This window comes from Urbifossiella limnaea, assembly GCF_007747215.1.
Lineage (GTDB): Bacteria > Planctomycetota > Planctomycetia > Gemmatales > Gemmataceae > Urbifossiella > Urbifossiella limnaea.
The window spans coordinates 897,624-918,340 of the sequence record NZ_CP036273.1; the positions used below are offsets into that span (position 1 = coordinate 897,624).

A 20,717-nucleotide genomic window follows, 5' to 3' on the forward strand; every position below is an offset into this window, starting at 1 on the left:
GGGCGGCAGCCAACAGCCCAGGGCGCAAGCCCTGGGAAGCCTCACATCAGGGCCGCGATCGGGCTGCCGGCGTGGCCGATGTACACCGGCCGGTTGCTGCTCGTGTACAGCGGCGCCGACCGGTCGATGCCGAGCTTCTCGTACACCGTCGCGGCGTAGTCCTCGGGCGTGACCGCGGCGTCGGTCACGTACCCGCCGTCGCGGTCGGTCCGGCCCACCACCTGCCCGCCGCGGACGCCAGCCCCGGCGAACACCATCGAGTACGCCTTCACCCAGTGGTCGCGGCCCTGGAACTTGTTCAGCCGCGGCGTCCGCCCGAACTCCGTCACGAAGCACACGAGCGTCTCGGCCAGCAGCCCGCGCTGGTCCATGTCCCGCACGAGCGCCGCGAACGCCCGGTCCACGCTCCCCATCATCACCCAGTGGCCGATGCCGTAGCGGCCCTCGCCGCCGGCCTTGTCGCGCACGGTGCCGCAGCTGCCGGGCGCGTAGATGGCGTCGTGGTGGTCCCAGTTCAGGTTGAACCCGCCCGGCACGGCCGGGGTCAGCGGCCAGCGCACGTCGACGGTGGCGAACCGGACGCCGGCCTCGACCAGCTTGCGGCCCATCAGGTAGCACGCCCCGCGGTGCCCGGCCCCGTACGCCTCGCGGACGGCCGCGGGCTCGGTCTTCAGGTCGAACGCCGCCGCCACCCGCGGGCTGGTGAGCATGTCGAACGCCTGGTCGTAGAACCGGTCCATGCCGCGCGGGTCGATTGACGTGCGCGGGGCGCCGTCGAGGGCGCCGCGGAGGGCGTGGCGGTCGGCCAGCCGCGGGCCGGCGGCGTCGGCGCGGGCGGCGATCCCCTGGATCGTCCACGCCGGGTCGGACAGGTCGCGGCCGCCGGTCTTGAACACCCGGGTGGCCGCGGGGAGGAACCCGGTCCGCGTCTCGTTCGCCTGCTCGTGGTTCCCCGGCACCATCACGTACGGCGGCAGCGCCCGGTCGACGCCGCCGAGGGCGTGCGCCGCGACGGCCCCGAGGTCGGGCATCTCGAGCGCGGCCCCGCTCGGGTGCGAGCCCGAGAGGACGTACTGCGTGCCGTTCGGGTGCGCGTCGGCGCCGCCCTTCGCGTGGTGGAACGACCGCACCACCGCGAGCTTGTCGGCGACGGCGGCGGTGCGCGGCAGCAGGTCGGTGAACTGCACCCCGGGTACGGCTGTGGCGATCGGCCGGTGCGGGCTGCGGTGCTCGGCCACGGCGTCGGGCTTCGGGTCCCAGGTGTCCATGTGGGACAGCCCGCCCTGCTCCAGAATGACGAGCACGTTCTTCGCCGCGGCGCGGCCGGCGGCGTGGGCGCGGGCCAGGCACGCCGGCAGCGACAGGCCGAGGGCGCCGGCGGCGGCAAGGCGGAGGGCGTCGCGGCGGGTCGCCGGCCGCCCGGCGGCGCGGGTGCGGAACCAGTCGGGCGGGGGCATGAGGGGCGTCCGGGCGGGCGCGGCAGCGCGGGGGGTAGGCACCCTGATCCTACCCCACGCCGCGCACGCCGGGAAGCGCGAACCGGCGAGCTGCGGCCCGGTGAGATCGTGTCAAGCCCAACTTCCGCCCCGGCCGATAGACGGTTAACGACCGTGCCGCCCTCCCTCCGCCGGGGACCGCCCGTGAAGAAGCTGAAGCTCGACTACCACATCTTCAAGGGAGCGGTGAACGGCTACCTGTCCCTGTACACCGGCGGCAAGGAGCGCCCCGCCTACTTCGACATCGCCAAGACCGTCCCGCAGCTCGACACGCTCACGAAGGGCTTCCCGGTCATCAAGGCGGAGCTGGACGCGGCGCTGCGCGAGACGCCGCGGTTCCGCCGCTACCAGGACGTGGACCCCGGCGAGGCGAAGATCACCGGCACCGACACCGCCAAGACGTGGAAGGTGTTCATGCTGTACCTCCTCGGCCACAAGCCCGAGGGGAACCGCTCGCTGTGCCCGCAGACGTGCGCGCTGCTGGACCAGGTGCCGGGGCTGATCCAGGCGTTCTTCTCGGTGCTCGACCCGGGCAAGTCGGTGCCGGCGCACGAGGGGCCGTACTACGGCTACCTCCGCTACCACCTGGCCCTCAAGGTGCCGGCCGAGAGCCCGCCGAAGCTGGTGGTGGCCGGGCAGGACCACGTGTGGCGCGAGGGCGAGGCGGTGCTGTTCGACGACTCGCACACGCACGAGGTGGTGAACCACAGCCCCGGCACACGGGTGGTACTGATCGTGGACGTGCGCCGCCCGATGCCGCTGCTGCCGAGCCTGCTGAACAAGTTCGTCACCGACGTGGTGGCGCGGCACACCTACGGCCGCAGCGTCATGAAGCGGCTGAAGGCCGCGGGGTGACCCACCGGGGTCACTTCCCCGGGTTCTCCTGGAAGAACCGCACGACCAGCGGCACCGCGTCGGCGGCCGGGAAGGCGTGGTCGCCGGGGTACGTCAGCGTCACCACCGGGGTGCCGCCCTTCGACTCGTAGCGCACCCCCGTCACCACCCCGGCCTTCGCCCAGTCCTTCCCCTCGGCCGCACATCCGTTCAGCGCCTTCACCGCGGCGATCGTCCGCTGCTGCGCCGCGAACGGCACCAGCTGGTCCGTCTCGCCGGCGACGTGCAAGTACGGCTTCGCCTTGTACCCCTTCACCAGCCCCGCGGCGATGCTGGCCGACGGCGCGAACGCCGCGAACCCGTCGCCGCGCTCGGCCATCAGCAGGTGCGTGAACCGGCCGCCGTTCGAGTGGCCCGTCACGAAGACGCGCTTCTCGTCGATCTTGTAGTCGGCCTTGATGGTCTTGAGCATGGCGTCGAAGAAGGCGAGGTCGCGGCCGGCCTGCTCGCCGGCGGTGTGCTGCCAGCCGGCCTTCTTGCCGTCGGGGTCCACCAGCTTGCTCGGCGTCGGCAGCCCCTGCGGGTAGACGCACACCGCCTCGGGCCAGTGCTTGTGGAAGGCGTGGGCGCGGGCGACGTTCGTCATGCTGCCGCCGTGGCCGTGGAACGCGAACACCAGCGGGCTCGGGCTCGCCTTCGCGGCCGCCGGCGCGGCGACGAGCGCCTCCCGCTTCACCCCGCCGACGGTCCACTCGACGCGGGTGGTGCCGGCCACGGGCACCTGCGCGGGGGCGTTGGCGAAGCCGACGGCCAGCAGCGCGAGCGCGAACAGGGGGCGGGTCACGGCGAGCCTCCTTCGTGGGCCTGCTTCTTCGCCGCCTCCTCGGCCGAGCTGCCGCGGAGGTACAGCGGCTCCAGCTCGAACATCTCGGCTCGGGTCAGCGGGGCGATCCCGCGACTCGCGGCATACAGCGACTCCACGCTCGGCTCGCGCTCGGCCGCCGCAGACCGGTCGGCGAGCAGGGGCTCGAACGTGGCGACGCCGGGTCCGCTGAACCACACGTCCGCCGGCGCCGCCGGCAGCACCTCGGCCGCGGTTACGATCCGCAGCGGCTCCACGGCTTCGCCCCCGCGGTAGCGCTGCAAGTACGCCTGCCCCTGGAGCGCGTCGGCGATCACCCACAGGTTCGCGGCTTCAGCCGGGGCGCGGTTGGCGATCGCGGCAAACGTGGGCACCGCGACGAGGGCGCAGCCGGTGGCGTAGCTCAACGCCTTCGCGGCCATGATGCCGACGCGCAGCCCGGTGAAGCTGCCGGGGCCGACACTCACCACTACCCCGGTCAGGCCCGCGGGTTTCACCCCGGCCGCGTCGAGCAGCGCCGCAGCCGCCGGCGTCAGGTCGCGGGCGTGGCGGCGGGCGGCGTCCAGCGCCGCGGCGCCGACCACGGTGCCGTCGCGCACCAGCCCGAGCCGGCCGGTCCGGGAGGCGGTGTCGATCACCAGCCAGTGCTCGCCCATTTCCGCCCCGCGGGTTACAATTCGGGTTCATTCTCGCACGACCCCACCCCCGCGGCGAGCCGGCATGGACGCGACCATTCACATCGACGGCGGCGCCCGCGGCAACCCCGGCCCGGCGGCGTACGCCGTCGTGCTGGAACGGCCGGGCCAGCCGGCCGTCGAGGAGAGCGGCACCCTCGGCACCGCCACGAACAACGTCGCCGAGTACACGGCGCTCGTGAGCGCCCTCCACCTCGCCACCGAACTCGGCTTGAAGACGCTCGACATCTTCAGCGACAGCGAGCTGCTGGTGAAGCAGATGGCCAGCGAGTACCGCGTGAAGCACCCGGACCTGCAGCCGCTGCACAAGAAGGCGAGCGAGCTGCGGAAGGGGTTCGCGGAAGTGCGGATCACGCACGTGCGGCGCGAGCAGAACAAGCGCGCCGACGCACTCTACAACGAGGCGCTCGACGGCAAGAAGAAGGCGGGCGCGGCCCCGGCGAGCCCGAAGGCGCCGGCGAAGGCGGTGGCCGACGACCGCGTGCGGGCCGACGCGCTGGAGGTGCTCCGCTCGGCGGCGCGGGCGTGGGCCGACGGCGCGACGGTGCCGCCGGAGGCGGTGTGGGAGCAGCTGTGGTCGGTGCTGGAAGACGGCGGCGTGCTGCGGAAGAAGTGACCGGATCGTTAGGCCGGGGCGCGAGCCCCGTCGGGCTCTTCATACCCGACGGGGGTTGCGCCCCGGCCTGACGGGCTGTCCTACCCCACGAGCACGCGCGGCTTGCGGTCGGCGGGGAAGTCGGCGGCGCGGATCAGCTCGTACACCATCCACGGCACGTTCCCGTGCCCGAACAGCACGAAGTGCAGGTTCGCCGTCAGCGGGTTCTCCGCCGACCACCCGAAGTGCAGCTCCGGCACCACCCCGCACTTCGCCGCGTCCAGCGCCGCCGCGGCGATCACGTGCGGGATCGACGCGCACCGGCTCACCTGCGCCACCACCCGGCCGTTCTCGCGCGTCACCCGCATCCGCGGCTCGTGGTAGAAGTCGCTCGGGTCGGCCAGTTCGGCCTGCAGGAACAGGATCGGCATCCCGGGCGGCAGCCGGTGGAAGCGGCGGATCTCGGCCTCCTTCCCGGCCACGTCGCCGCCCATGTCCATCGACCGCACCGGCACGATCACCGGGAAGTCGTGCGCCACCACGTCCTGCCACAGCCGCTGCGACTCGGCGTCGGCGAACTCGAACCCGCGAAACCGCAGCTCGGTCGTGCGGAAGAACCGCGTGACGACCGACACCAGCAGCGTCAGCCCGACGAACCACAGCGACATCTTCAGCCCGCCCGGCTGCTGCCACACCACCACCGCGAGGCTGCCGGCGAACGCCGCGAGCCCGGTCAGGAACACCGGCGAAACGCGGAACAGCACGAACCGCCCGGCCCGCTTCTTCCACACGTCGAGGACGGCGGCGACGCTCGCGGCCGTGAACACGCTCAGCACGCCGGTGAGGTACGCGCCGCGCTGCGCCTCCGGGTCGGCGTCGTAGGCGAAGGTGACGCCGACCTTCACCAGCCCGAACAGGACCGCGAGCACGCCCCACCGCTGCGACCACTTCCAGTCCATGCCGAGGCGGTACAGGTACGGCGGGATGAGGTGCCGCATGCCGACCATCACCACGATGCCGGCGAGCGTCAGCACCGCGACCGCGGCCAGGTCGTAGGCGGCGCCGAGCCACGGGCCGGCGAACGGGATCACGGCCGTCGGCGAGAGGCCGGCGGCGAGCGGCTGGCCGTGCGCCAGGTACGCCAGCGCCCGGTTCGCGGCGCGGCCGTCGGTGAAGAGCGCGTCGGCGGGGACGAGTACCGTCGTGACGAGCGTCGAGGCCAACAGCAGGGCGGACATCACGATCGCGGCGACGGCCAGCAGGACGCGCGTGTTGCGGACGCGGCCGCGCGGGTTCTCGGTGGTGTCGGTGCCGCCGCCGCGGACGAGCGGCATCGACGTGAGCGCCAGCTCGTACCCGCTGAGGCCGAGCGCCAGCCGCGGGAACAGCGCCGCCGACGCCAGCACCAGCGGCAGCCACCCGACCGCGGGGCCGGCCGCGTCGCCGGGCTTCCACGCGCCGCCTTCCACGGCGGCCCACCACGCTTCGACCAGCTCCGGGTGATTCACCAGATACGCGACGCCGTAGCCGACCACGATGCCGGTCACCGTCAGGTACGCGACGACGCCGGCGACCGCCATGCGGACGAGCCCGCGGGTGACGCCGCGGCGGAAAACGCGGGCCGCGCCGAAGCCGAGGACGAGGATCAGCAGCGTGATGACGACGCGCGGGTTCTTCAGCCCGCGGGCGTGTTCGCTCACCTGGTCCGGCAGCGCCCCGGCGAGCGCCCCGCAGGCCTCGCCCACGACACGCACGCCGGCCTGCCACTGCGGGATGGGGTTGTGCAGCAGGTGCTCGGCGGCGTCGGCCGCGGAGAACGTGCGGGTGAAGATCAGGTCCGTCGCCGCGAACCCGAGCACGACCAGCACCAGCAACTTGCCGTGCCAGCCGGGGACGAGGCGTTCGAGCAGGCCGACGGAGCCGGACCCGTGCGGCGAGCGGCCGGCGAGGTAGCAGTACAGCGGCAGGGCGCCGAACAGCGTGACGAGAACGACGCCGAGCGTGGCGACGGGGGCGAGGCGGCCGGCCGAGGCGAACGCGACCGACGGCTGGTACGCGAGGCTGGAGAGGTAGTCGAGGGCGACGACGCAGAGAACCCAGGGCCAGGCGGTGCGGAAGCGGCTGCGGCGGAGTGGCGCCGGGGCCGCGTCGGTACTTGGGGGTTCCGGCTCGGCGGCCGGCGTCTCCGGGGCGGGCATGACGGGGAACCTCGGGGCGGGCCGGTGTTGGCCCGCCCGTGATTGTATCCCGTCACGCCGGCTCGATGCTCGCCGGCAGGCCGCGGGCGGCGAACTGCTCGACGTACAGCTCGGCCCGCTCCAGGTGCGTGACGAGCACGACGGCCCGGCCGCGGTGGAACGCCTCCCACATGCGGAACTCGGCCTCGGCGGCGGCGAACCGCGTGAGGTCCACGACGGCCCGCACGACGGCCATGAGGCCGCGGTCGGCGGGGCGGTGGAGGAAGACCTTGTAGCGGGGGAACGACATGGCTGCCCTCGGGGTGGGAGCCGCTGCGAGCTGGTCGGCCGGGCGCACCGGGGAGAAGGCCCGGCCGACGGACCCACTCTAAACCTGTAGCCGCACCGGTCGCAACAACCGAGTCCGCGGGCCGGTGTGGTCGCCCCTGGGGCGGGTGCGGTGGTGCCGGTTGCGCCGTGCGCGCGGGCGCCGGGTTACGCCCGGCGCATACTTTCACCCCACGCCACACTTCCGCCGCTGGCCGAATTCGGGGGCCATTTTCCGCCGCCCGCTGAGGCGCCGTTCCAGGTGTTTACAGCGCGTAAACCCCCGGCATTTCCAATCCTTTTTCCGCCCCCTCGGCCGGCCGACCGCCCCGCTCCCTGTCCTACATCTCTGGTGTCGCGGTCGCCCCCACCTGCTCCCGAGCGGGCGGCCGACCGCCCCGGGCCGCGAGCCCGGCACACCGGCGCCGACCAACCCCGTCGTCGGCCTGCTTCCTCGACACACGACCCGCCGCACCCGACGGCCGGCCCCGCGCCGGCCCCGTCCGGGGTGCGCGCCGAGGGCCGGGCTCCCCCATGAGCAACGCCACGACGCTGAAGCTGGAAGGCCTCGAAGCCCGCGAGTGCCCGGCCGTCGTCTTCCAGATCGACTACTCGTTCGACACCAACGGGTTCTTCAACGACCCGGGCCGCCGGGCCGTTCTCCAGTCGGCCGCCGACGCCATCGGCGCCCACCTCGACGCCAACCTCCCCGCCCTCGTCCCCGGCGGCGGCAACACCTGGGCCGCCCGCTTCTTCAACCCCGCGACCGGCGGCGAAGTTCAAATCCCGAACCTGGCCGTCGGCGCGAACACGATCGTCATCTACGCCGGCGGCCGCAACCTCGAAGGTGCCGAGGCCGGCGAGGGCGGCTACGGCGGGTACTCGGCCGGCGGCTCGCAGGCGTGGTTCGACAGCATCCGCGGCCGCGCCGGCTTCGGCCTCTGGGGCGGCGCGCTGTCCTTCGACACGGTCGGCACCAACTGGTACTTCGGCGGCGGCATCAGCGGCATCGGCGCCAACCAGCTGGACTTCTACAGCACGGCCGTCCACGAGCTGACGCACGTCCTCGGCATCGGCACCAGCCCGCAGTGGAACAGCCTCACCGCGGGCGGCGCGTTCGTCGGCCCCACGGCCACGGCCGTCCTCGGCGGCCCGGTGCCGCTGAGCGCCGACGGCGACCACTGGGCCGAGGGGATCACCGTCCGCGGCGACGTCGTCTCGATGGACCCCTACGCCAGCCTCGGCCGGCGGGTGGAACTGTCCGCGCTCGACTTCGCCGGCCTCAAAGACCTCGGCTGGACGGTCTCCGACGTGGCCGGGGTGCCGGGCGCGGCGTCGTCGTTCACCCCGCCGGTGTCCGTGGGCGGCGGCGGCACCCCGGTCGTGCTGACGGGGGCGACCGACGGCACGGCGCAGATTTACACCCTAAACTCGGACGACACGCTGGTCGCGGCCGGGGCCCCGTCCACGCCGTTCGGCGGGTGGACGGGCGTCATCCGCTCGGTGGTCGGCGACTTCAACGGCGACGGCACGAAGGACTACGCCTTCGCCACCGGCGCGGGCACGGCCGGCACCGTCCGCGTCTACGACGGCAAGACCGGGGCCGACCTGGTGGGCCGCACGACGGTCCTCGACGGCTTCGCCGGCGGGCTGTTCCTGGCGGCCGGCGACGTGGACCGCGACGGCCGCGACGAGCTGGCCTTGTCGGCCGACGCCGGCGGCGGCACCCGCGTCGTGCTGTTCCGCGTCTACGGCGGCCGGCTGACGGTGGCCGCCGACTTCCTGGCGTTCGGCGACGCCAGCTTCCGCGGCGGCAGCCGGGTGGCGATGGCCGACGTCAACCGCGACGGCGCCGCCGACCTGGTGGTCGGGGCCGGCCTCGGCGGCGGCCCGCGGGTGGCGGTGTACGACGGCGCGGCGCTGGCCGCGGGCAAGGCCGACCGGCTGGTGCCCGACTTCTTCGCGCTGGACTCGTCACTCCGCAGCGGCGTGTACGTGGCGGCCGCGGACGTGGACGGCGACGGCAGTGCCGACGTGATCTACAGCACCGGCAACACCGGCGGCCCGCGGGTCCGCATCGTCAGCGGGGCGGTGCTGGTGGCCAACCCGGGGGCGGACATGGCGGCGCTGCCGGCGCTGGCCGACTTCTTCACCTGGGACCAGAACGACCGGGCCGGCATCCGCGTGGCCGCGAAGGACGTGGACGGCGACGGCCGGGCCGAGCTGATCGTCGGCAGCGGCAACACGAACAGTGCGATGGTGCGGGTGATCCCGTTCAGCGAGATGAACACGCCGACGACGAAGCTGACGAACCCGTTCGGTAACCCGGCCACGATCGACGGCGTGTACGTGGGCTGAGTGTCGAAGAAGAGTTTAGACAGGATAACAGGATGAACAGGATACCGAACCGAAGGCACGGCCTTGGTTCGGTATCCTGTTCATCCTGTTATCCTGTCTAAACTCCTGGTTTTCGTCAGCGCCGGGCGGCGAGCGCGAAGAACATGGTCTGCTCCGGGCCGCCGGGCTTACGGGTGTACATCACCCCGAGCCACACGCCGGGGCTCACCTCGCGCACCTCGTCGCGCACGTCCGGGAACAGCCGCGACGCGCCGGCGTAGTCCATGATCACCGACGGCCGCCCGTCCAGCCAGCTCTCGCCGACGTACACCCGGGCGTGGACCGCGCGCAGCCCCAGCACGCGGTTCACCATCATCCCGTCGTCCTTGAACACCTTCCCCTGCCACAGCACGTGGATCACCCGCGACGAGGGTACCGTCAGCCGGCTGCCGGGGTTGCGGATCGCGCGGCCGTTCGTGACGCCGTAAGGCGTCTGCCCCATCTCGGCCGAGCGGTATAGCGTTTCGAGCTGCTCGCGGTTCATGCGCACGAGCTGGTCGAGCGTGTAGACGGGGCAGCACGGCTGCGCCACACTCACGACCCCGGCGGCGACGACGGCGGCGAACATGTGCTACTCCAGCGGCGGGAGGATGTCGGGCTCGATCTGGTAGCCGTCGGCCAGGGCGTTGGTCGTGTTGAACATCCCGACCACGGCCAGCGCCTCGCCCAGCGTTTCGACGTCAACGCCGAGCTTTCGCAGGGCGGCGGTGTGCGAGTTCACGCAGTACGCGCAGCCGTTCGTGGCCGACACCGCGAGCGCGATCAGTTCGCGCTCGCGCGGCGTCAGCCGGCCGCCCTCGGGGTGCATGACCGCCTTGAGGCGCGACCACACGAGTTCGAGGTGCGCCGGGTTCGTGGCCAGCACGCGCCACAGGTTGGGGACGCGGTCGATCCCCTTGGTGCGGCGGATGTCGGCGTAGACCTCGGCGACGAGCCCGGTCGCGGACTCCTCCGCGACCGGCGGGACCGTGGCGACGCGCGTCATGCTTGACCCCCGGATTCGCTACGGGATCGACGTGAGGGTCACCTCGAACACCAGGTCCGAGTTGGCCGGGATGCCGGGCCGGGCCGTGCTGCCGTACCCCAGCGCCGCCGGGATGACGATCCGCCGCGTGCCGCCGACCTGCATCCCGGCCAGGCCGCTGACGAACCCGGCGATGTAGTTCGACGTGCTCAGGTTCCGCCCGGTCAGGGTGCCGCTGTCGAAGACGGTGCCGTTCGTCAGGTAGCCGGTGTACGAGGCCGTGAAGTTCGAGCCGTTCGCCGTCAGGGTGGCGCCGCTGCCGGTCGTCACGTCCCACACCCTCACGCCGTCGGGCAGCGTGCGGAAGTTCGGGTCCGTCAGCGAGAACGGCAGCGTGCTGGTCGGCGGGGACAGGTCCGGGCCGAACACGGTCCCGCCGCCCGGCGGGGGCGACGGCGGCACCGGCGGCGGGATCGGCGTACCCCCGAACCCGCGGGCGTAAAGGTCCGCGTACACCCCGTTCAGGATGGCCTGAGCTTCCGCGCCGGCGACCTGCATCAGGAATTCTTGTACGGCCGGAGTGCTCGCGGCGGGGTTGAGCGCCAGCGACTGCTGGAGGCTGGTGCGGTACGTGGTCAGCGTGCCGGCGTCGGTGCGGCTCTGGAGGCCGGTCTGCGGCAGCTGTGTGGCGAGGATGCTGATCGTGTTCGCGGTGCGGCCGCGGTGCAGGGTGGTGCCGAGGTGGAACAGGTCTTCGGTGTTCGTGACGGTGCGGGTGTACGCGGCGACGACGTCGGCCTCGAGCGAGGCCGGGACGAGGCGGGATTCCAGCCCGTCGACGGCGGGGCGGAACAGGCGCGGGTCCATGCGGCGTCCTGCGGTTGGTGCGGCGGCCGTCTGCGGGGCGGCCTGTAACGGGTGTATCGGCTGTGCGGCGGGCGCGACTTGAGCCCGCCGCCGCAGTGTGGTATTCCGGAGGCTCACCCCGGAGCCCCGCCCGTGAAACTCCCCCTCGCCGCGCTCGCCGCCCTTCTCGCGGTCCCCGTCGCCGCACAGGAACCAGGGGCCGACCCCCCCGGCTCGCCCGCCGACCTGATCGTGCACCGGGCGAAGGTGCTGACCGTGGACGCCAGGTTCACCGTCGCCGAGGCCGTGGCCGTGAGCGGCGGGAAGATCGTCGCCGTCGGCTCGAACGCCGACGTGCTGAAGCGGAAGGGGCCGGCCACGCGCGTCATCGACGCCGCGGGCAAGACGGTGATGCCCGGCCTGTACGACAGCCACACCCACCCCACCGGGGCCGCCGCCAGCGAGGCCGGCGAGCCGCTGCCGCTGCTGAAATCCATCCCGGAGGTGCAGGCGTTCGTCCGCGACAGGGCGAAGACCACGCCGGCCGGGAAGTGGATCGTCATCCGCTACGCCTTCCCGACGCGGCTCGCGGAGGCGCGCTTCCCCACGCGGGCCGAGCTCGACGCCGCCGCGCCGGACCACCCCGTCCTGTACCACGCCGGCCCCGCGGGCGTCGTCAACACCGCGGGGCTGAAGGCGTCCGGCGTCACGAAGGACACGCCGAACCCGCGCGCCGGGCAGGTCGTGAAAGACCCCGTCACCGGCGAGCCGACGGGGATGCTCCGCAACGCCTACGGCGTGCTGAAGGGCGTGCCCGGCGGCGGCGAGAACCTGACCGCGGGGCAGAAGCGGGCGGCGCTCCTGAAGCTGTTCGCCCGGTACAACCAGCTCGGCCTCACCAGCATCGCCGACCGCAACGCCGGCCGCGGCGACCTCGACGCCTACCTCGCCCTCCAGCGTGACAACGCGTTGACACTCCGCGTCAACGTGGCGCGCGGCTTCAACCCGATCGGCACCCGCGACGAGCTGGCCCGCCGGTTCGACGACCTCCCCGGCGCCGACGGCCGCGGCGGCCCCACCGGCGCCGGCGACGAGTGGGTGAAGATCGGCCCCATCAAGGTGTTCCTCGACGGCGGCATGTTGAACGGCTCGGCCTACATGCGCGAGCCGTGGCCGAAGGGGCCGACGTACCAGGTGACGGACGACGCCTACCGCGGCCTGCTGTTCATCCCGCCGGAGCAGCTGAAGGTGCTGGCCGAGGAGGCCGCCCGCCGCAAGTGGCAGCTGACGGCCCACACCGCCGGCGAGGGCGCGATGGACGTGCTGCTCGACGCCTACGAGTTCGCCGACCGCATGACGCCGATCAAGGACCTGCGCTTCTGCATCACGCACGCCAACTTCCCGAGCCGGAACAACCTCGAGCGCTGCAAGCGGCTCGGCGTCTGCGCCGACGTGCAGCCGGCGTGGCTGTGGAAGGACGGCCACACGCTGCTGAACGTGCTCGGCCCGGCGCGGATGCGGTGGTTCCAGCCGTACAAGAGCTGGCTCGACTACACGACGGTCGGCGGCGGCAGCGACCACATGCTCCGCTTCGACCCGCTGGACGCGACGAACCCGTGGCACCCGTGGCTCGGCATCTGGGTGGCGCTGACGCGCAACCTGGAGCGGGGCGGCGTGCTCGAACCGACGGAGGCGCTGACCCGCGAGCAGGCGCTGCGGCTGTACACGATCAACAACGCGTACCTGCACCACGAGGAGCGCCTGAAGGGCTCGCTGGAGGCGGGCAAACTCGCCGACCTGATCGTGATCGACCGCGACTACTTGACGTGCCCGGTGGACGCGGTGAAGGACACGCGCGTCCTGCTGACGGTGGTCGGCGGCCGCGTCGTGTGGGAGGCGAAGTGACGCCGGGCGCGCGCCGGTCAGCGCGGGGCGGCGGCGCGGGTCCGGGGGACGGCCAGCCGGGCGAGGTGGTCGGCCAGGGCCGCGTCCGGGTCGCCGATCGCCTCGCGTAGCCGCGGCATCAGCGGGCCGGGGCGGTCGGTGCCGCGCAGCTGCTGAAGGTACTCCGCCAGCGCCGCCTTCCCCGGGGCCGGGCCGCGCAGCATCAGGTGGACCCACGCCCACGCCTCGCGGTACTCCGGCTTCTCCATCTGCCGCACCTGGTCGAGCCGTTCGAGGCGGCCGAGGTCCGGCTGGAACGGCCCGCGGCGGAGCATCTCCAGGTGCTGCGGGTTCACCCCGCGCTGCTCCGGCGGCAGCTCGAAGTAGCCGGCCAGGCCTTCGTCCAGCCACAGCGGCACGTCCTTCAGCACGCCGTGCAGCAGGGCGTGCGTGAGTTCGTGCCGCAAGTCGGTGCGGAGGTGGTCGCCGGTCCAGGTGAAGACCTTCAGGTCGTCGGCCCCGCCGCCGACGCGCGGCTCGGCGATGAAGTACGCCCGCCGCGTCGGCAGGTGCCGGTAGCGGGAGCGCATGTACCGCTCGTACCGGTCCTGGGTGTCGAACAGGAACACCTGCACGATGCCGGTGTACGGCGGCAGGCCGAGCTCGCCGCACACCTGGTCCGGCAGCGCTTCGAGTTCGGCGAACAGCGGGTCGGCGCGGTCGACCGTGAAGTCGTGGTAGAAGACGTAGGGGCCGCGGCGGGTGCTCTCCTTGCCGGGCGGCGTGGCCGGCGGCGGGCCGGGCTCGGTGCCGCGGGCGGGCACCACGTCGGACTTGGTCTCGGCGACCGGTTCGGGGGGCTGGGGGCGCGGCAGGAGCGTCTCGCAGCCGGCGGCCGTGAGGAGGGCGCCGGCCCAGCCGAGGAGGCGGGCGGCGGCTCGGCGGCGGACCGGGGAACACGGCATGTCGGCTTGCCCCGCGGCGGCGGACCGACCCCGGCCCCGCGGCTTCCGTGGAAGCGCGGGCGCCCGGAGGGGTGGGGACAATACCCGACCCCCGGCGGTCGCCGCCAGACCAGTTGACGCGGATAAGTTCGGTCGTGCGGCCGGGGCGGCTTCAGGGGAAGGGGAAAGGAAGCCGGGTTGAATCAATTGTGTTCGAGGAAGCGAGGCCCACCCGCCGCCGCGGGCGGGTGTTCACTTCAACTCGCGCCCCGACTTGCGGTTCTTCGCCACCTTCGCGTCGGTCGCCCGACTGACCGCAGCCCACCAGCTTCTCCAACCCCCGCCGAGCGCCGGGCCGGCGGCGAGGTACGCGCGCAGGAAACGGAGCCGGTCGGCGCGGCGGACTCGCGGCGACGCCAGAAAACTGGCGTTCAGCCGGGCCAGTTCCTTCGCCCGCTGCGCCGCCGACACCGGCCGACCGACGCGGACGCCGACCAGATCGACGAACACCGGGTCGGTGCCGTTCCCCAGCAGCAGGTTCGCCGCCTTCAGGTCGCGGTGCGAGACGTGCCGGTCGTGCATCAGTCGGAGGGTTCGCGCCAGTCGTGGGACAAGATCGCCGAGCGGGGCGCCCGCGGCAACCGCTTCCGCGAGGCCGACCGCCCCGGGAACCTCTTCCACGAGCAGGAAGCCTTCCGCGGGTAGTCCGAAGCGGCGGCGGTGGAGCACGGCGAGGGGCCGAGGCGTCGGCAGCCAGCGGTCGCGCAGGGCGTGGCCGGCGACCCACGACCGCAGCACGGCCGACGGGCGGAACAGGTTCTTCAGCGGCTCGAACCAGCGGCGGACGTTCACGCGCTTGAGCACGACGCGTCGGCCGCCGGGCAGCGCGAACGCGGTGACCGTCGAGGTCCGCGAGTCCTTCAGCACGCGGCCGGCGGCGGCCAGTTCGTCGAGCGTCGTGAGTACGTCCGCGGGGAGGTCGCGCACGGCGTACCCGCCGCGGACCCGCGGGTAGTGCCGCGTGCGGCCGAGGCAGTCGCGCACCCGCGCCGCCCAGAAGCGGAGGTTCGACGCCGCGGTCGCCCGTTCGATCTGCCGGCACGCCGTGCGTTCGATCGGGACGCGGCGCGCGGCCCGGTACGCGGCCCAGAAGCGGCACCGGTCGGCGCGGCCGGCGCGGAGCTGGAACCAGCGGTTGAACAGCACCAGGTTCGCCCGCGCCTCCGCCCACGTCAGCGGGGCCGAGACGCGGACGGCGTGCAGGTCCAGCAGGTCGAACCGGTCGCCCTCGACGAGCAGGTTGCCGGGGTGCGGGTCGGGGTGCGTCACGCCGGCGTCGTGGAGTTGCGCGAGGAAGCGGCCGAGCGCCACGGCCACCCGGCGGCGCTCGGCGGGCGGCCTCGCCGGCAGCGCTTCCAGCAGGTCGGTGAAGGGCACGGCCGAGTCGCGGGCGCGGGTGACGAGGAGGCTCTCGCCGGGCCACGCCGAGTCGGGCCCGCCCCACGCCAGCGGCTCGACGGTGGGCACGCCCCGGGCCGCGAGCAGCAGCGCGTTCTCGAACTCCAGGCGGGCCTTCGGCGGCCGCACGACTTCGCGCAGCCACGCCCGCAGGCCGCGCGGCCGGAGGTGCTTCACGTACACGGCGCCGCCCGGGAGCGCGACGCGGTAAATGGTGCGGTACGGGTTCGACTTCACGACGACGGCCGACCCGTCGGCGACCCACGCGGACAGGTCCGGGGCGCCGCCGAGGTCGGCGCCGGGCGCGAGGCGCCACTTCATTCCCGCGGCGCGGACCACCGCCGCGGCGGGGATGTCCCACCGGACGGCGCCGACCCGGCGGAGGAAGTGGCTGAACATGGTCACGCCGCCCGCGCCGGTGCGAGTCGGTCCAGCGCCGCGTTCCAGAGGGCACCCGCCGCCGGCACGCTGTAGCGGGCTTCGACCTGCCGCCGGCCCGTGGCGCCGAGCCGCGCCCGCAGCGCGGCATCGTCCGCGAGCCGGCGCACGGCGGTCACCCACTCGTCGGTCGTCGTCGCGGTGAACCCGGTGTCGGGGGTGACGAAATCGGCCTGCACGCCCACCGGGTTGGCGACGACGGGCAGCCCCGCGGCCTGGTACTGGAGCACCTTCAGCCCGCACTTGCCGCGGCTCCACGGGTCGTCCGGCACCCAGCCGATGCCCACGTCCGCGGCCGCCAGCTCGGCCGGCTCCGTCGCCTCGTTCCAGACGCACTCCTCGACCGGCAGGTCGGGAATCGAGATGAACCGGTCGCACACGAGCTTCAGCCGCACGCCAGGAACGGCGCGGCCGATTGCCGACAGCGTGGGGGTGAACCGCTCCAGCCCTCGGAGAGTGCTCGACGAGCCCACCCACACCAGCCGCAGGCCCGCGCCCGGCGGCGCCGGCGGCGGGTACTTCGCCACGTCCACGACGGTCGGCACCACGACCACGCGCCCGGCCGGCGCCCACCGCCGCGCCTCGGCGGCGAGGTACGGGTTCCCCGCGACCACCAAATCGGCCGCGGCGCAGACGGCGCGAAAGCCGCGGAGCCGGCGCGGGTCGTCGAACCCCTTCGCGGAGTACGAGTCGCGCAGCCACACGGCGTCGTCGAAGTCGAAGATGAGGCGCTTCACGCGGCGCCGGAGCAGCGCCAGCGCCACCCGCGGCAGCAGCTTCCGCTGAAGGATCACGGCGTCGGCGTCGCCGAGGTCGCGGCCGAGGGCGAGGCGGCCGGCCCAGCCGCGGGGAAGGGTGCGGAAGTGGAGGGCGTGCCCGGCGGCGGCGAGCGGCGGGCGCAGGGCCGCGAGCCGGTACCGGCAGCAGACGTGGTGCTCGTCCTCGACCAGCGCGACCAGTTGCACCGCGACCCTCCCTGGTCCGGTTCGTCATTCGTCATTCGTCATTCGTCATTCGTCATTCGTCATTCGTCATTTGCGTCGCCGCGACGCGGACATCGCCCGGTCGATCTCGCGCCGGGCGTCGGCCGTCTTCAGCGACTCGCGCTTGTCGTGGCTCTGCTTCCCCTTGCCGACGCCCAGCTCCAGCTTGGCGCGGCCGTCCCGGAAGTACAGCCGCAGCGGCACCAGCGTGAACCCCTTGATGTCCGCCTTCTCGGCGAACTTGGCGATCTCGCGGCGGTGCAGCAGCAACTTCCGCGGCCGCTTCGGCTTGTGGTTCTGGCGGTTGCCGTACAGGTACTCCGGAATCTCGGCGCCGATCAGCCACACCTCGCGGCCGTCGATGCGGGCGTAGGCCTCGTCGATGGTGGCGTGCCCGTCGCGGAGGCTCTTCACCTCGGTGCCCACGAGCACGAGGCCGCACTCGATCGTGTCGGTGACGGCGTAGTCGTGCGTGGCGCGGCGGTTGCGGCAGACGGTCGTCTGGCCTTCGGGGTCCTTCGACTTCGCCATGTGCCGTATCTTACGGACTGGGTTCCCGGGCCGATAGAGCAACCGCCGTGCCCCGCTTCGTGGTCCTTTCGCACGACTGGCCGGAGCCGCACTTCGACCTGCTGCTCGAAGCGGGGCCGGTGCTGCGGGCGTGGCGGCTGCGCGGCGAGCCGGGCGCGGCGGCGGTGCCGGCCGAGCCGAACGCCGACCACCGCACGCTCTACCTCGACTACGAAGGCCCGGTGTCCGGCGGCCGCGGCAGCGTGACGCGCTGGGACGCGGGGACGTTCGACTGGATTGTGGAGGCGGCGTGCGCCGTGGTGGAGTTGCGCGGCGAGCGGCTCACGGGGCGGTTCGTGATCGGCGACGGGCTCTGCCGAGTGACGAATGACGAATGACGAATGACGACGGAGCCGGTGGCGTATGATGACCCGACATGCCGTCCCCCTTCCGCTCCCTCCGGCACCCCAACTACCGCCGCTACTTCCTCGGGCAGATCGTCTCGTTCACCGGGTCGTGGATGCAGAGCGCCGCGCTCATGTGGCTCCTCTACGACCGCACCGGCGACGTGCGCTGGCCCTCCTACCTCCTCGTGGCGCAGGTCGGCCCGACGCTGCTCCTCGGCACCTGGGCCGGCCACCTCGCCGACCGCTGGCCGAAGCGCGACCTCATCGTCCGCACGCAGGCCGCGTTCCTCGTGAACGCCGTCGTGCTCGCGGTGCTGGTCGCCGGCGGGTGGGCGGCGCCGCTGCTGGTGCTGGCGCTGCAACTCCTCAACGGCGTCATCCAGGCCGTGGACCTGCCGACCCGGCTGGCGTTCGTGCCGGACCTGGTCCCGCGGGAAGACCTGATCAACGCCGTCGGCCTGAACGCGATGCTGTTCAACTCCGGCCGGGCGGTCGGCCCCGCGGCCACGGGGCTGCTGTTCCTCCTCGCCGCGGAAGTGGCGCCGCACGTCGGCCGGCTGAGTGCCGTCGAACTCGGCGCCGTCGGCTGCTTCGCGCTGAACGCGGTCAGCTTCCTCGCGGTGCTGCTGGCGCTGCGGCGGATCGAGATTCCCGGCCTGCCGGCGGACCACGTGCGGCCGCCGCCGGGGTCGATGTGGGACGGCGTCCGCTACCTGGCCGGGCGGCGGCGGCTCGGCGGGCTGGTGGTGCTGACGTTCGTGCTGTGCGCGTTCGCGTGGCCGGTGCTCACGCTGTTCCCCGGCTACACCCGCACGCAACTCGGGCTCGCCGAGGAGTCGTACAGCTTCCTCGTGAGCGCGCTCGGCGGCGGGGCGCTGCTGGGGGCGCTGGCGTGCGCCACCTACGGCACGCCGGCGCGGCGCGGCGCGTTCCTGGTGTGCGGCGCCGCCGCGGCCGCGGCCGGGCTGATCGGGCTGGCGGCGGCGACGAGTTTGACCGTCGCCGTCGGCTGGGCCGGGTGCGTCGGCGGCGGACTGATCCTGTTCCTTTCGACGGGCCAGTCGGCGGTGCAGCTGGCGGTGCCGGACGACGTGCGCGGCCGGGTGATGGCCGTGTGGGCGATGACGCTCAGCGCCAGCGCCCCGGCCGGCCACCTGCTCGCCGGTCAGCTGGCCGACGCGGTGGGGGTGGCGGCGGTATTCGAGGGCATGGCGCTCGGGTGCATTTTGGTGGCGTGTGCGCTGCTCGTGGTACTCCTGAAGGGCTTTGAACCCCGTGAAGGGGTTAAGGGGTGAAGGGGTGAGGGGGTGAAGTGGCGGACGGGTGAGACGCAGATACCTCTGGTCGCCCCTTTACCCCCTCACCCCATCACCCCGTCATCCGCACCCGCTTACTGCTGGCGGACCGGCCCCGCGGCGGGGTATCATTTCCCCACCATGAAACACCTCCTCCCCCTCGCCGTCCTCGCCGCCGTTGCCGTCGGCCGCGCACCGGCCGCAGAGCCCGGCTTCACCCCGCTGTTCAACGGCCGCGATCTCGGCGGCTGGCACGGCTGGAACATCCACGCCAAAGGCGCGGACCCCGCCGCGTTCGACAAGCTGAGCGCCGCCGAGAAGGAACAGGCGATCGCCGGCTGGACCGCGGACGCGAAGAAGCACTGGTCCGTCGACAACGGCGAGCTCGTGAACGACGGGCACGGCGCGTACCTCGCCACCGACAAGGAGTACGGCGACGTCGAGCTCGTGCTCGACTACAAGACCGTGCCGAAGGCCGACAGCGGCGTCTACCTCCGCTCGACCCCGCAGGTGCAAATCTGGGACTGGAACCAGGTGTTCGACCCGAAGAACCCGACGCGGCGGCCGCACCTCGGCTCCGGCGGCCTGTTCAACAACACGCCGGACGCCCCCGGCCGCGACCCGCTCGTCCGCGCCGACCGGCCGTTCGGCGAGTGGAACCGCTTCCGCGTCGTGCAGGTCGGCGAGCGCACGTCCGTGTGGCTGAACGACAAGCTCGTCGTCGATCACGCCCGCATGGAGAACTACTGGAAGCGCGCCGACCCGCTCCGCAAGCGCGGCAAGATTCTGCTGCAAACCCACGGCGGCGAGATCCGCTGGAAGAACCTCGCCGTCCGCGAGATTCCCGCGGCCGAGGCCAACGCCGTCCTGGCGAAGCACGGCGCGGCCGGGTTCGAGGCGGTGTTCAACGGCACCGACTTCGCCGGCTGGCAGGGGCCGACCGAGAACTACGAGGTGATCGACCGGGCGATCGTGTGCCGGCCGAAGAAGGGCGGCAACATCTACACCGCGGCCGAGTACGGCGACTTCGCCGCCCGGCTGGAGTACAAGGTGCCGCCGCGCGGCAACAACGGCCTGGCCATCCGCTACCCCGGCGCCGGCAAGCACGCCGCGACCGAGGCGATGTGCGAGCTGCAAATCCTGGACGACGACCACCCGAGCTACGCGAAGCTCGACCCGCGCCAGTTCAACGGCTCGGCCTACGGCATGGTCGCGGCGCACCGCGGCTACGGCCGCCCGGCCGGCGAGTGGAACTTCGTCGAGGTGACGGCCGTGGGCCACCGGCTGCGCGTGGAGCTGAACGGCACCCGCATCCTCGACGCCGACCTGAGCACGGTGACGACGTTCAAGGACAACCAGCCGCACCCCGGGAAGGACCGGCTGACGGGGCACTTCGGCTTCTGCGGGCACAACGACCCGGTGGCGTTCCGCGACATCCGGGTGAAGCGGCTGGAGAAGAGGTAGCAGGCCAGGAATTATCGACAGGATAACAGGATGAAGCAGGACGGAAAACAAAGACAGAATTCAATTCGATTTTTGCCTTTGTTTTCCATCCTGCTTCATCCTGTTATCCTGTCAAAACTCTTCTTCCTCCTTTGGTGAGGG

The 20,717-nt window shown here is 72.9% G+C and carries 19 protein-coding genes; 7 read left to right on the plus strand and 12 right to left on the minus strand.

Features of this window, described 5'->3' with window-relative positions; genetic code table 11:
• Nucleotides 1-41: 41 nt before the first annotated feature.
• Complete coding sequence (locus tag ETAA1_RS03685; protein WP_145234411.1) at nt 42-1,457, minus strand: DUF1501 domain-containing protein; 1,416 nt, start codon at nt 1,455-1,457, stop codon at nt 42-44.
• A gap of 183 nt (nt 1,458-1,640) precedes the next feature.
• On the opposite strand from ETAA1_RS03685, the gene ETAA1_RS03690 reads away from it, so the two are divergent.
• A complete protein-coding gene (locus tag ETAA1_RS03690; protein ID WP_202920640.1) occupies nt 1,641-2,351 on the plus strand; it encodes an aspartyl/asparaginyl beta-hydroxylase domain-containing protein in 711 nt (236 codons plus the stop codon).
• Between the two features lie 10 nt (nt 2,352-2,361).
• Here ETAA1_RS03690 and ETAA1_RS03695 read toward each other — a convergent pair whose 3' ends face one another.
• Both ETAA1_RS03695 and tsaB read right to left on the minus strand, forming a co-directional pair.
• Nucleotides 2,362-3,174 carry an alpha/beta hydrolase family esterase gene (locus tag ETAA1_RS03695; protein WP_238389366.1) on the minus strand — a complete coding sequence of 271 codons (813 nt, stop codon included), beginning with the start codon at nt 3,172-3,174 and terminating at the stop codon, nt 2,362-2,364.
• Nucleotides 3,171-3,848, minus strand: a complete 678-nt coding sequence (tsaB, locus tag ETAA1_RS03700) for a tRNA (adenosine(37)-N6)-threonylcarbamoyltransferase complex dimerization subunit type 1 TsaB (RefSeq protein ID WP_145234412.1) — start codon at nt 3,846-3,848, stop codon at nt 3,171-3,173. Before tsaB ends, ETAA1_RS03695 begins: the two co-directional genes overlap by 4 nt.
• A gap of 64 nt (nt 3,849-3,912) precedes the next feature.
• Between tsaB and ETAA1_RS03705 the strand changes: the two genes are divergently transcribed.
• A complete protein-coding gene (locus tag ETAA1_RS03705) occupies nt 3,913-4,503 on the plus strand; it encodes a ribonuclease HI family protein (protein WP_145234414.1) in 591 nt (196 codons plus the stop codon).
• 80 nt (nt 4,504-4,583) lie between these two features.
• Here the strand turns inward: ETAA1_RS03705 and ETAA1_RS03710 are convergent, their stop codons facing one another.
• Together ETAA1_RS03710 and ETAA1_RS03715 are read right to left on the minus strand one after the other, a co-directional pair.
• Nucleotides 4,584-6,680 carry an amino acid transporter gene (locus ETAA1_RS03710; RefSeq protein WP_145234416.1) on the minus strand — a complete coding sequence of 699 codons (2,097 nt, stop codon included), beginning with the start codon at nt 6,678-6,680 and terminating at the stop codon, nt 4,584-4,586.
• Between the two features lie 52 nt (nt 6,681-6,732).
• Entirely contained in the window at nt 6,733-6,969 is a 237-nt protein-coding gene (locus tag ETAA1_RS03715; protein WP_145234418.1) for an ATP-dependent Clp protease adaptor ClpS, read from the minus strand.
• Between the two features lie 551 nt (nt 6,970-7,520).
• Here ETAA1_RS03715 and ETAA1_RS03720 point away from each other — a divergent pair.
• Nucleotides 7,521-9,344: a VCBS repeat-containing protein gene (locus ETAA1_RS03720; protein ID WP_145234420.1), complete on the plus strand. Its 1,824-nt coding sequence runs from the start codon at nt 7,521-7,523 to the stop codon at nt 9,342-9,344.
• 115 nt (nt 9,345-9,459) lie between these two features.
• Here the strand turns inward: ETAA1_RS03720 and ETAA1_RS03725 are convergent, their stop codons facing one another.
• The 3 genes from ETAA1_RS03725 to ETAA1_RS03735 are packed head-to-tail and all read right to left on the minus strand — an operon-like array spanning nt 9,460 to nt 11,214.
• The gene (locus ETAA1_RS03725; RefSeq protein ID WP_145234422.1) at nt 9,460-9,951 is read right to left on the minus strand and encodes a hypothetical protein; all 492 of its coding nucleotides are present in this window, start codon (nt 9,949-9,951) and stop codon (nt 9,460-9,462) included.
• A 3-nt stretch (nt 9,952-9,954) separates the two neighbouring features.
• Nucleotides 9,955-10,368 (minus strand): carboxymuconolactone decarboxylase family protein, encoded by a 414-nt coding sequence (locus ETAA1_RS03730; protein ID WP_145234424.1) that lies wholly within the window; start codon nt 10,366-10,368, stop codon nt 9,955-9,957.
• A gap of 18 nt (nt 10,369-10,386) precedes the next feature.
• Nucleotides 10,387-11,214 (minus strand): FKBP-type peptidyl-prolyl cis-trans isomerase, encoded by an 828-nt coding sequence (locus ETAA1_RS03735; protein ID WP_145234426.1) that lies wholly within the window; start codon nt 11,212-11,214, stop codon nt 10,387-10,389.
• Between the two features lie 132 nt (nt 11,215-11,346).
• On the opposite strand from ETAA1_RS03735, the gene ETAA1_RS03740 reads away from it, so the two are divergent.
• Nucleotides 11,347-13,098, plus strand: a complete 1,752-nt coding sequence (locus ETAA1_RS03740; protein ID WP_145234427.1) for an amidohydrolase — start codon at nt 11,347-11,349, stop codon at nt 13,096-13,098.
• Between the two features lie 17 nt (nt 13,099-13,115).
• Here the strand turns inward: ETAA1_RS03740 and ETAA1_RS03745 are convergent, their stop codons facing one another.
• From ETAA1_RS03745 to smpB, 4 genes are all read right to left on the minus strand, one after another.
• Nucleotides 13,116-14,042, minus strand: coding sequence for a hypothetical protein (locus ETAA1_RS03745; RefSeq protein ID WP_145234429.1), 927 nt, complete (start codon nt 14,040-14,042; stop codon nt 13,116-13,118).
• Nucleotides 14,043-14,273: 231 nt separating this feature from the next.
• Nucleotides 14,274-15,878, minus strand: a complete 1,605-nt coding sequence (locus tag ETAA1_RS03750) for a lipopolysaccharide kinase InaA family protein (protein WP_238389463.1) — start codon at nt 15,876-15,878, stop codon at nt 14,274-14,276.
• Nucleotides 15,879-15,880: 2 nt separating this feature from the next.
• Nucleotides 15,881-16,882: a glycosyltransferase family protein gene (locus ETAA1_RS03755; RefSeq protein WP_145234433.1), complete on the minus strand. Its 1,002-nt coding sequence runs from the start codon at nt 16,880-16,882 to the stop codon at nt 15,881-15,883.
• Nucleotides 16,883-16,948: 66 nt separating this feature from the next.
• Nucleotides 16,949-17,431, minus strand: coding sequence for an SsrA-binding protein SmpB (smpB, locus tag ETAA1_RS03760; RefSeq protein ID WP_145234435.1), 483 nt, complete (start codon nt 17,429-17,431; stop codon nt 16,949-16,951).
• Nucleotides 17,432-17,478: 47 nt separating this feature from the next.
• Here smpB and ETAA1_RS03765 point away from each other — a divergent pair, with 47 nt between their 5' ends.
• From ETAA1_RS03765 to ETAA1_RS03775, 3 genes are all read left to right on the plus strand, one after another.
• A complete protein-coding gene (locus tag ETAA1_RS03765) occupies nt 17,479-17,808 on the plus strand; it encodes a DNA polymerase ligase N-terminal domain-containing protein (protein ID WP_202920641.1) in 330 nt (109 codons plus the stop codon).
• 38 nt (nt 17,809-17,846) lie between these two features.
• Nucleotides 17,847-19,112, plus strand: a complete 1,266-nt coding sequence (locus ETAA1_RS03770; protein WP_145234439.1) for an MFS transporter — start codon at nt 17,847-17,849, stop codon at nt 19,110-19,112.
• A 141-nt stretch (nt 19,113-19,253) separates the two neighbouring features.
• A complete protein-coding gene (locus tag ETAA1_RS03775; RefSeq protein WP_145234440.1) occupies nt 19,254-20,576 on the plus strand; it encodes a 3-keto-disaccharide hydrolase in 1,323 nt (440 codons plus the stop codon).
• Nucleotides 20,577-20,717 lie beyond the last annotated feature (141 nt).

Excerpts from the sequence above, each read along its gene's own strand:
- ETAA1_RS03685 (WP_145234411.1), bottom strand. The coding sequence starts at position 1,457 with ATGCCCCCGCCCGACTGGTTCCGCACCCGCGCCGCCGGGCGGCCGGCG.
- tsaB (WP_145234412.1), bottom strand. The coding sequence starts at position 3,848 with ATGGGCGAGCACTGGCTGGTGATCGACACCGCCTCCCGGACCGGCCGG.
- ETAA1_RS03705 (WP_145234414.1), top strand. The coding sequence starts at position 3,913 with ATGGACGCGACCATTCACATCGACGGCGGCGCCCGCGGCAACCCCGGC.
- ETAA1_RS03710 (WP_145234416.1), bottom strand. The coding sequence starts at position 6,680 with ATGCCCGCCCCGGAGACGCCGGCCGCCGAGCCGGAACCCCCAAGTACC.
- ETAA1_RS03715 (WP_145234418.1), bottom strand. The coding sequence starts at position 6,969 with ATGTCGTTCCCCCGCTACAAGGTCTTCCTCCACCGCCCCGCCGACCGC.
- ETAA1_RS03720 (WP_145234420.1), top strand. The coding sequence starts at position 7,521 with ATGAGCAACGCCACGACGCTGAAGCTGGAAGGCCTCGAAGCCCGCGAG.
- ETAA1_RS03725 (WP_145234422.1), bottom strand. The coding sequence starts at position 9,951 with ATGTTCGCCGCCGTCGTCGCCGCCGGGGTCGTGAGTGTGGCGCAGCCG.
- ETAA1_RS03730 (WP_145234424.1), bottom strand. The coding sequence starts at position 10,368 with ATGACGCGCGTCGCCACGGTCCCGCCGGTCGCGGAGGAGTCCGCGACC.
- ETAA1_RS03735 (WP_145234426.1), bottom strand. The coding sequence starts at position 11,214 with ATGGACCCGCGCCTGTTCCGCCCCGCCGTCGACGGGCTGGAATCCCGC.
- ETAA1_RS03745 (WP_145234429.1), bottom strand. The coding sequence starts at position 14,042 with ATGCCGTGTTCCCCGGTCCGCCGCCGAGCCGCCGCCCGCCTCCTCGGC.
- ETAA1_RS03750 (WP_238389463.1), bottom strand. The coding sequence starts at position 15,878 with ATGTTCAGCCACTTCCTCCGCCGGGTCGGCGCCGTCCGGTGGGACATC.
- smpB (WP_145234435.1), bottom strand. The coding sequence starts at position 17,431 with ATGGCGAAGTCGAAGGACCCCGAAGGCCAGACGACCGTCTGCCGCAAC.
- ETAA1_RS03770 (WP_145234439.1), top strand. The coding sequence starts at position 17,847 with ATGCCGTCCCCCTTCCGCTCCCTCCGGCACCCCAACTACCGCCGCTAC.
- ETAA1_RS03775 (WP_145234440.1), top strand. The coding sequence starts at position 19,254 with ATGAAACACCTCCTCCCCCTCGCCGTCCTCGCCGCCGTTGCCGTCGGC.